The organism is Kitasatospora sp. NPDC058444 (assembly GCF_042721415.1).
GTDB lineage: Bacteria > Actinomycetota > Actinomycetes > Streptomycetales > Streptomycetaceae > Kitasatospora.
This window is the reverse complement of the sequence record NZ_JBHXLL010000039.1, coordinates 77,819-87,043: the sequence shown is the minus strand read 5'-3', so window position 1 is coordinate 87,043 and position 9,225 is coordinate 77,819. Positions and strand designations below refer to the sequence as shown.

The 9,225-nt window shown below is 76.8% G+C and carries 6 protein-coding genes, 1 tRNA gene and 1 pseudogene; 4 read left to right on the top strand and 4 right to left on the bottom strand.

Annotated features, from left to right (window positions below; all coding sequences use genetic code 11):
- Positions 1-289, bottom strand: a pseudogene (locus ACFWP2_RS30890) (hypothetical protein); the annotation flags it as partial.
- A gap of 19 nt (positions 290-308) precedes the next feature.
- On the opposite strand from ACFWP2_RS30890, the gene ACFWP2_RS30885 reads away from it, so the two are divergent.
- Positions 309-848 (top strand): NPCBM/NEW2 domain-containing protein, encoded by a 540-nt coding sequence (locus tag ACFWP2_RS30885; RefSeq protein ID WP_380457519.1) that lies wholly within the window; start codon positions 309-311, stop codon positions 846-848.
- Between the two features lie 101 nt (positions 849-949).
- Here the strand turns inward: ACFWP2_RS30885 and ACFWP2_RS30880 are convergent, their stop codons facing one another.
- The 3 genes from ACFWP2_RS30880 to ACFWP2_RS30870 all read right to left on the bottom strand — a co-directional run bounded on the left by ACFWP2_RS30880 (position 950) and on the right by ACFWP2_RS30870 (position 4,708).
- Positions 950-1,654 (bottom strand): DsbA family oxidoreductase, encoded by a 705-nt coding sequence (locus tag ACFWP2_RS30880; RefSeq protein WP_380457517.1) that lies wholly within the window; start codon positions 1,652-1,654, stop codon positions 950-952.
- 115 nt (positions 1,655-1,769) lie between these two features.
- Positions 1,770-2,291 (bottom strand): universal stress protein, encoded by a 522-nt coding sequence (locus ACFWP2_RS30875; protein ID WP_380457514.1) that lies wholly within the window; start codon positions 2,289-2,291, stop codon positions 1,770-1,772.
- A gap of 281 nt (positions 2,292-2,572) precedes the next feature.
- On the bottom strand, positions 2,573-4,708 hold the full coding sequence (locus ACFWP2_RS30870; protein ID WP_380457511.1) for an asparagine synthase-related protein: 2,136 nt from the start codon (positions 4,706-4,708) through the stop codon (positions 2,573-2,575).
- A gap of 804 nt (positions 4,709-5,512) precedes the next feature.
- Between ACFWP2_RS30870 and ACFWP2_RS30865 the strand changes: the two genes are divergently transcribed.
- The 3 genes from ACFWP2_RS30865 (at position 5,513) to ACFWP2_RS30855 (ending at position 9,089) form a co-directional block, all read left to right on the top strand.
- A complete protein-coding gene (locus ACFWP2_RS30865; protein ID WP_049658584.1) occupies positions 5,513-6,940 on the top strand; it encodes a hypothetical protein in 1,428 nt (475 codons plus the stop codon).
- 86 nt (positions 6,941-7,026) lie between these two features.
- Positions 7,027-7,088 (top strand) — tRNA-Ser (locus ACFWP2_RS30860).
- 423 nt (positions 7,089-7,511) lie between these two features.
- Positions 7,512-9,089 carry a TROVE domain-containing protein gene (locus ACFWP2_RS30855; RefSeq protein WP_380457508.1) on the top strand — a complete coding sequence of 526 codons (1,578 nt, stop codon included), beginning with the start codon at positions 7,512-7,514 and terminating at the stop codon, positions 9,087-9,089.
- The last annotated feature ends 136 nt before the right edge of the window (positions 9,090-9,225 follow it).

The window sequence follows — 9,225 nt, the reverse complement described above, 5'->3', positions numbered from 1 at the left end:
CCCCCGAGCCGGCGCCCGCGGCGGCCGCTCCCCCGGCCCCCAGCGCCCCGGCCGCCGTCACCCCGGCGCCGCCCGCCGCCGCGCCCGCCGCACCTGCCGCGGCCCCGGCCCCGGCGCCCAGCGCCGCCGCTCCGGCCCCGGAGGCCCCCGCGGCGAGCCCCGAAGCCACGTCGGCCGCCGAGCCCTCGCGGACTCCGCCGCCCGCCGGCAGCCGGGCACCGGAGGCCGGCACCTCCGCGCCCAGCAGCCCGAAGCCGCCGGCGCCGGCCGTCACTCCCCCGGTCGTCACCCTGCCGACCCTGCCGCCGTTGCCCACGCCCGACGTCCCGGTCGTCCCGACACCCACCCTGCCGCCGCTGCCGACCCCGACCGTCACCACGCCGGTGCCACCCGTCCTCAGCGACTTCTGGGGCGACTCACTGCCGGTGCTCAAGCCCGGCAACAACCGGGTCCCGCCGGCCGGGCCGAACATCCGGCAGAAGGGCAGCGACACCTTCTGGCAGCGGGACGGCGGCTGGATCGACGGCGACTACCACCCGCACGCGATCACCGTGCACGCCCCGGCGACCACCCTGATCGACCTCAACCGCGGCTGCGAGTCCTTCGACGCGGTGGCCGGGGTGGACGACGCCACGCTCTCGCCGGGCAGGGTCGTCTTCTCCGTCCAGGGCGGCGACGGCAGCACCCTGTGGAGCTCCCGCGCACTGGCCGTCGGCGACGACGCGGTGCCGGTGCACGTGCCGCTGACCGGGCAGAAGTCGATCAAGCTGGTGGTCACACCGGTGAACGGGATCTGGTCGGCGCTGAACGTCGCGGACTGGGCCCAGGCCCGCTTCCGGTGCTCGTGACGGGCGCGTGCTCCGGGCGGTCATGACGCAGGCCCGCTCCAGGGGTCCTGGAGCGGGCCTCGGGTCCGCGGTGCCGTGCGCCGGCCGCTCGGCGCGGGCCGTCAGATGGCGCAGGAACCGTCCGCACAGGCCTCCCCGGCCGGGGCCACCTGCACCGGGGCCGGACGGCGCTCGCCGATCTCGGTGGCGACCTGCTCCAGCACCTTGCGGAAGGTCGCGGCGTCCTGGCCGCCCTGGACGGCCCACTTGCCCTCGAAGACGAAGGTCGGCACGGCGTTGATGCCCAGCTCGCGGCCCTCGGCCTGCTGGGCCTCGACCTCGGCGGTGCCCTCGTCGCCCGCCAGGTAGGCGGCCACCCGGTCCCGGTCCAGGCCGGCCGACACGGCGACGTCGGTCAGCGCGGCACGGTCGCCGACGTCGACGCCGTCGGTGAAGTGCGCCTTCAGCAGCGCCTCCTTCAGCCGCCCCTGGACGACCGGGCCGTACTCGACCTCGGCGAGGTGCAGCAGGCGGTGGCCCAGGAAGGTGTTGGCGTGCAGCGCGGCGTCGAAGTCGTACGTGATGCCCTCGGCGAGGCCCAGCTCGGCCACCCGCGCGTCCATCGCCACCGACTGCGGGCCGTAGCGCTCGGCCAGCCAGGCGCGGTGCGGGCTCGCGGTCGCGGGAGCGTCCGGGACCAGCTGGTACGGGCGGTAGACGACCTCGACCCGCTCCTTGCCCGGGAAGTCCGCCAGGGCCTGCTCGAAACGGCGCTTGCCGATGTAACACCACGGACAAGCGATGTCGCTCCAGATCTCGACCTTCATGCGGGGGTGCTCCAGGGGGCGTCTCGGCGGATGTGTACGAGATGGGTGAACGATGAACCATCTCGGTACATTCCCGGCAGCCCGGTCCGCGCGGCGGATCAGGCCGCGCGGCGGATCAGCCCCCGGGCGGCGCCGGGACCACCAGCACCGGGCAGGCGGCGTGGTGCACCACCGCCGAACTCACCGAGCCCATCAGCAGCCGGGCGAAGCCGCCGTTGCCCCGGGTGCCGATCACCAGCGTGTGCTGCCGGGTCGCCGCCTCCAGCAGCACCTCGATCACATTGCCCAGCACCACGTGCAGCGCCAGCTCCCCCGCGTACGGCACCGGGCGCTGGCGCTGCACGGCGGCCACCGAGCGGCGCAGCCCGTCCGCCATGCTCTCGACCAGCGTCTCCACGCTCTCCTGCACCAGCTCCGCCATCCCCGGCGGGTAGCCGGCCGGCGCCGGGTTGACCACGGCCAGCACGTACAGCGGCAGCCCGAACAGCTCGGCCTCCGTCATCGCCCGGTCCAGCGCCCACAGCGACCCGTCCGACCCGTCGCAGGCCGCCAGCACCCCCGGCGCTCGGCCCGTCGGCGGCCGCCCGAGCACCGACAGCACGACGGGCACCTCCCGCCCCGCGCTCCCACCGGCCACCGCGCACCCTCCTCGCCCCGGATCCACACCCCCGCCATCATCACCGCCCCGCCGACCCGCGCCCGGCAACCGCGCCGCAGGGCGCGGGGAGGGGCGGGGAGGGACGGCGGGGAACCGCGGGGAGGGGCGGGAAGGGCGGCGAAACGCTCCCGGAGGCGGCCGGGGCGGGGGTCAGGAGGCGAGGGCAGGGAGGGCATGAGAGGCAGCGGGGAACCGCGGGCAGCGCCGAGAAGGGCGGCGAAACGCGCCCGGAGGCGGCGCAGGCCGGCCCGGGGCGGGGGTCAGGGGGTGAGGGCGGGGAGGCGGGGGGTGGGGAGGCCGGTCCAGCAGGCGCCGTGGCGGCGGGCGCGGAGGCGGCGGAGCCAGAGTTCGGTGGAGACGAGGTCGGCGAGGCCGGCGAGGGCGGCCGGGGAGAGGGGGGTGGCGGGGTCGGCGGAGTGGGCGAGGCCGGCGCGGACGGCGGGGAGGTCGATGAGGCCGGCTTCGGCGAGCAGCGGGGCGTCGAAGAGTTCGGCGAGGCCGTCGGCGGCGAGGCGCAGGCCGGCCCGGGTGGGGGCGGTGCGGTCGGGGCGGGGGCCGCGGCCCCAGTCGCGGGGCAGGTCGGTGCGGCCGGCGCCGGTGAGGACGGCGTGCAGGAGGGCGTGCCGGGCGCCGGGCTGGAGGCGGACGTCGTCGGGCAGCAGCCGGGCGGCGCGGACCACCTGGTTGTCGAGGAACGGCGCGTGCAGTCGCTGGCCGGGCTGTTCGGCGGCGTGCACGAGCGTGCGGAAGGAGCGCGCCTGCCGGTAGAGGGCGTGTCGGGCACGGTGCGCGCCGGGGTGTTCCTCGGGCGCCGGTTTGCGCGCCGCCAGACGGAGCCGCAGCGCGACCGAGGAGAGCGCCTCGTCGGAGAGCCAGCGGGCGGCCGGGCCGGGCACGCACCAGGCGAGGTCGACGGCCGAACGGGCCCCCGCCGTGCCGCCGCCGTCCGGGACGTGGCGGGCGGTCAGCTTGGCGGCCGCCTCGTCCAGCGCCTCGGCGTAGCGGACCCGGGAGAGCCGGTGGGCGGCCCGGAGCACGGTGAGCGGGGTGCGCAGCGTGCCGGTGAGGACGCCCGCGGCCGCCCGGTCGACGCCGGCCAGGGCGACGACGGGGGGCAGGAGTTCGCGCGACCGGCCGGCCCGGATGAGGTCGGCGAGCCGGGCCGGGTGTCCGTCCAGGACCTGGCGGGCGCCGTAACCGGTGAGGTGGTCGGTGCCGCCGGCGCCGAAGCGGGCCTCGGCCCGGGCGGCGGCGACGAGTTCGGGCCCGGGTTCGTCGGTGAGCCGGCCCGTCTGCGGGTCGGTGCCCGGCCCGGCGTACGGGAGGGTGTCCGGGCCGGGGTCGAGCACGGTGTGCCGCAGCCGCGGGGTGTCGGGGGCGAGCGCGAGGCCGACCGGGGGCTCGCTCTCGCCGAGCGTGACGGCGGCCAACTGCTCGGGGGCGGCGGGTTCCTGGGCGGCGGCGCGGGCCCAGGAACCCTTGACCGCGCCGCTCCTGGCCCCGGCGGTGGCCGTCCGGGCCGTCGCGGCGGCGGTGGGCGCCGGCGGCAGCGGGACGGCGGCGGCGAGCAGGGCGACGGTCGCGGAGGCCGTCCCGTACGAGAGGTCGACGCCGAGCCGGGCCCGTCCGGCCGGGTCGAGGACCGGCGGGGTGGTGCGGACCCGGGAGCGGACGGACTCCAGCAGGGCGCGGGTGAGTTCGCGGACGGCGGGCGCCTCGTCGCGCGGCTGCTCGGCGCCGGCCGGGTCGTCGTAGCCGGACAGGTACGGGCGGCCGCCGCGGATGCCGAGCACGTGGCCGGGCGGCACCCGCTGGACGCCCAGGTACGGGGTGCCGGCGCCGAGCGCCTCGGGGGACTCGGGGCAGGCGAGCCGGGCGGCGAGGTGGCCGGTGTCCAGCGGGGCGCCGACCAGGTCGGCGAGCGGCAGGGCGGCGGTGGCGTACGCGGTGCCGCCGGCCCACGGGGTGTGGAAGACGGGCTGGGCTCCGGCGAGGTCGGTGAGCAGCAGGGTGGAGCGGGTGCCGGAGCGCAGCACGACGGTGTAGCTGCCGGGCCAGGTGGTGAGGTGGCGCACGGCGCCGCCGCGGGCGGCCGCGAGGCCGGCGGCGAGTTCGGCGTCGGTGGCGCCGCAGTGGCCGAGGACGGCGAGCCGGGAGGTGGCGGGGGTGTCCTCGATCCGGTCGGGTGCGGTGGGGCCGGTGCTGACCACGGCGGGGGTGCCGGGGCGGAGGGTGACCAGGCGGATCTCCGCGGGGCGCCAGTCGCCCACGGCCCAGAGCGGGTCGGGCCCGGTCCACAGCGGGCGCGCGGCGATCGGCTCGACCCCGCCGCGCACGTCGTGCGCCGGGGTTTCCGCGCTCGGCGCGCCCGTGCACCAGCCCGTCAGCCACCGCATCGCGCCTCCACCGGACGAGGACCTGCCTCCGTGCGGCGCGTTCGCCGCCCGCCGGGCGGCCGGGTGGTGTGCCGTGGCGGCCCGCGCGCGTCCCGGCGTGCCCCCGCAGCTCGACGCGCCGTCAGGGACATCGTGCCACCGCGGGCGTCACCGTGGCCGGTGTTCCGGGTTCCGCTCGCGTTCGCACCGGCCGTTCGGACCCTCCGTTCGACGGGGCGCCGGGGCCGGGCGGGCCGTTCGGCCCCGGGGGCCCACCGGGTGCCCGATCACGGCGGGTGGGCAAGTTCCGCGCGCCGGAAGGGAGTTCGATCCGACCGGGGCTCCGGGGGGCGGGCGGGCCGGGCCTCCCCCTCCCCGGCCCGGACCGCCGGCGAAAGCCTTTGGCATGGGCATCGCGAGATGGCCGAAAGGCATCGCCCGGCCCGGGAGGGCATCCGCATGCCCTCCCGGACTCCACCACCGCCCGCGGGGATTGAGGCGGCGGCTTCCCCCGGCCCGCCGGGTCCTCGACGGCAGGCCGACCCACGACCACCAGCGAATCGCCGACCAGCCGGTCGGGCCAGGGGGCACGGCCGGGCGCACGTGTACACGGGACCGGAGCACGACGCTCCGGCGCGCGGCACGGTCGGCCGGATCCGAGCGGTCCGGACCAACCCCGGTGCGGCACGGCCGAGTGCGCGATCCCGCCATCCGGAATGCGACCTCTTAACCGTCGGAACGCGTCCGACTACGCTAGGTACAGCAGCTACGGCCCGGTGCCGCCCGGGCCCCGCGCACAAGGCCGCAGGAGGTGCAGCCGCCACCATGACCGTCAGCCCACGTGGACCGAACGAACGGCTCGGCACGCTCCTGACCCTCGCCCAGATCAGCAACGCCGGACTGGCCCGCCGGGTCAACGACCTCGGCGCCCAACGCGGGCTGACCCTGCGCTACGACAAGACCTCGGTGGCCCGCTGGGTCAGCAAGGGCATGGTGCCGCAGGGGCCCGTCCCGCACCTGATCGCCACCGCGATCGGCGGCAAGCTCGGCCGGCCCGTCCCGCTGGAGGAGATCGGCCTGGGCGACACCGACCCGGCGCCCGAACTCGGCCTGGCCTTCCCGCGCGAGGTCGCCGACGCGGTCCGCTCGGCGACCGACCTGTGGCGGGTCGACCTGGACCTGCGCCGGGGCCCGGGCGGCGGCCGCTGGAGCGACAGCCTGGCCGGCACCTTCTCGGTCGCCGCCTACGCGACGCCCGTCTCCCGCTGGCTGATCACCCCGGCGGACGGCTCGGTGGCCCGCGAGGTGCCGCGCTCCCCCACCGACACCTCCTCCTACCGGGTCGGCCACTCGGACGCCGCCAAGCTCCGCGAGGCGGCCCAGGAGGCCCGCCGCTGGGACTCCAAGTACGGTGGCGGCGACTGGCGTTCGTCGATGGTGCCGGAATGCCTGCGGGTGGAGGCGGCGCCGCTGCTGCTCGCCTCGTACAGCGACGCGGTCGGCCGGGCGCTGTTCGGCGCGACGGCCGAACTGACCAGGCTGGCCGGCTGGATGGCCTTCGACACCGGTCAGCACGAGGCCGCCCAGCGCTACTACATCCAGGCGCTGCGGCTCGCCCGGGCCGCCGCCGACGTCCCGCTCGGCGGCTACGTGCTGGCCTCGATGAGCCTCCAGGCGGGCTACCGGGGCTTCGCCGAGGAGGCCGTCGACCTCGCCCAGGCCGCGCTGGAGCGCAACCGGGGCCTGGCCACGGCCCGCACCATGAGCTTCTTCCACCTGGTGGAGGCCCGGGCCCAGGCCAAGGCCCGCAACGCCGCGGCGTGTGCGACGGCGCTCGGCGCGGCGGAGAGCGCACTCGAACGGGCGCGCGCCGGGGATCCCGATCCGGCGTGGATCGACTTCTACGCCTACGACCGGCTCGCCGCCGACGCCGCCGAGTGCTTCCGCGACCTCGGAGTGCCCTCCAAGGTCCGGCAGTTCACCCGCGAGGCGCTGGCCACGCCCACCGAGGGCTTCGTCCGCTCGCACGGCCTGCGGCTGGTGGTCTCGGCGATGGCCGAGGCGGAGGCGGGCAACCTGGACGCCGCGGTCGCCGCCGGCGAGCGCGCCGTCGAGGTGGCCGGCCGGATCTCCTCGCAGCGCAGCCGGGAGTACGTGGTGGAGATGCTGCGGCGGCTGGAGCCCTTCCAGGGTGAGCGCCGGGTACGGGAGTTGACCGAGCGGGCCCGGGCGGTGATCGTCGCTCCGGCGTGAGCGGACGGGACGGCGCTCGGGCGCCCGCCGGTAAATGGAGTGCGGCGACGGGAGGGGCCTGGCTAGGGTTTCCCCCGTCCAGGTGCGCAGGCAGAGGTTACTTCCACTCCTAATGGGCAGGTCGCGGGTTCGAGTCCCGCCGCCGGCACTCCGTGCCGGTGTAGCTCAGTCGGCAGAGCAGCTACGTCACCTCAGCCGCCTTCGATCTCTGGACGCCCACACGTGAATAGTTCGTCCGCACCTCCCGGTGCGACGGCGGCGGTTACTTCTGGTAGACACCGGATTTCCGGTGTAGCGGTTCGAGCCCGCGAAACACCGCCACCACTGTGATCTCGGGAGGCAGCGCTCCGGAGTGCCCGGTGCGCAGGCGGGGGTTACTTCGGTTCTTGGTGTTCCGGGTTCGAGTCCCGGGCGTGCCGTGCGCGAGTGCGGCCGCTAGCTCAACCGGGTAGAGCACAAGGCATACACCCCCGCCGAGGTCGGCCGCCCTGCGGCCGGCACGATCTCGGGCACCCCGGCAGCGGCATGCCTCCCTCCCCACCGACACCAACAGGCCGAGGGAGGCTTCCGCATGTCCAGGTTCAACTTCCGCAGGACCAAGGCGAGTCCGAGCTCGCCGGTGGCCACCACCGGCCGGCGTACCGTCAACCACAACGGCGGCCCGGGCTTCGTCCGGGACCACAAGTCCGAGCTCTTCCTGCTCGCGGTGGCCAACATGGTCGGCCAGGACACCTTCCACGAACGCGGCGGCGAGCGCGACGACCGCTACACCGCGCTGGTGCGCGAACTCGCCGTCGCCGATCCGGAGTGGACCGTCGGGCTGCTGCGCTGGCTGCGCTACGGCGCCCACATGCGCACCGCCGCCCTGGTCGGCGCCGCCGAGTTCACCCGCGCGCGGCTGGACGCGGGCGCCCACGGCCACTCCCGGCAGGCCGTCGCGGCGGTGCTGCGGCGCGCCGACGAGCCCGGCGAGCTGCTCGCCTACTGGACCTCGCGCTACGGCCGGGCGCTGCCCAAGCCGCTCAAGCGCGGTGTCGCGGACGCCGTCCGGCACCTGTACGACGCCCGCTCGCTGCTCAAGTACGACACGGCGGGCAAGGGCTACCGCTTCGGCGACGTGATCGAGCTGACCCACCCCTCGCCGGCCCCGGAGAAGGAGTGGCAGGGCGCCCTGTTCGCGTACGCGCTGGACCGCCGGCACCGGCCGGAGGAGGCCGTCCCGCCGGCCGCCGACCGGATGCTGACCGCCAACCGCGAGCTGCTAGCGCTGCCCGTCGAGGAGCGCCGGGCCGCGGTGACCGCCGAGGACGGCGCCACACGGCTGGCCGCCGCCGGGCTGACCTGGGAGGCGCTGGCGGGCTGGCTGCAGGGGCCGCTGGACGCGGCCGCCTGGGAGGCGGTCATCCCGTCGATGGGCCCGATGGCGCTGCTGCGCAACCTGCGCAACTTCGACCGGGCCGGGGTCTCGGACGCCGTCGCGGCCGAGGTGGCCCGGCGGATCTCCGACCAGGGGGAGGTGCGGCGCTCGCGCCAGTTCCCGTTCCGTTACCTGGCCGCGCACCGCAACGTGCCCTCGCTGCGCTGGGGGCACGTGCTGGAGACCGCGCTCGGCCACTCGCTGGCCAACGTGCCCGAACTGCCCGGCCGGACGCTGGTCCTGGTGGACCGCTCCGGTTCGATGTTCGACCGTTCCGGCGGGCCGACCGAGCTCAACCGGGCGGACTCGGCGGCGATCTTCGGCACCGCGCTGAAGGTCCGGGCCGCCGAGGCGGACCTGGTCGAGTTCGGCAGCACCAGCCGGGTGGTCGAGGTCGGCCGGGGCGAGGCGGTGCTGCGCGTGCTGGAACGTTTCTCCAACCTCGGCGGCACCAACACCGCCGACGCCGTCCGCACCCACTACCGCGGCCACGACCGGGTAGTGATCGTCACCGACGAGCAGACCGGCCCGGGCCGCTGGGGCGGCGACCCCCTCGCCGCCGTCCCGGCCCAGGTACCCGTCTACACCTGGAACCTGGCCGGCTACGCCTCGGGCCACGGCCCCAGCGGCGGCGCCCACCGGCACACCTTCGGTGGCCTGAGCGACGCGGCCTTCCGGCTGATCCCGCTCCTGGAGGCCGGGGCGGACGCCCGCTGGCCCTGGGAGGAGTAGCGGAGCAGCGCGGGCGGGGGCGGCCGGAAGGGGGCGGCCGCCGACGGGGCCGGCGCCGGAGGAGGGGGGAGGAGCCATCACGGGGGTGTGGCTCCTCCCCCGCTCCTCCCCCGCTTCCCCCCGCTTCCCCGGACTC

Bases quoted from the DNA above. Each gene is read 5' to 3' on its own strand.
- ACFWP2_RS30880 (WP_380457517.1), bottom strand. From the start codon at position 1,654: ATGAAGGTCGAGATCTGGAGCGACATCGCTTGTCCGTGGTGTTACATC.
- ACFWP2_RS30870 (WP_380457511.1), bottom strand. From the start codon at position 4,708: ATGCGGTGGCTGACGGGCTGGTGCACGGGCGCGCCGAGCGCGGAAACC.
- ACFWP2_RS30865 (WP_049658584.1), top strand. From the start codon at position 5,513: ATGACCGTCAGCCCACGTGGACCGAACGAACGGCTCGGCACGCTCCTG.
- ACFWP2_RS30855 (WP_380457508.1), top strand. From the start codon at position 7,512: ATGTCCAGGTTCAACTTCCGCAGGACCAAGGCGAGTCCGAGCTCGCCG.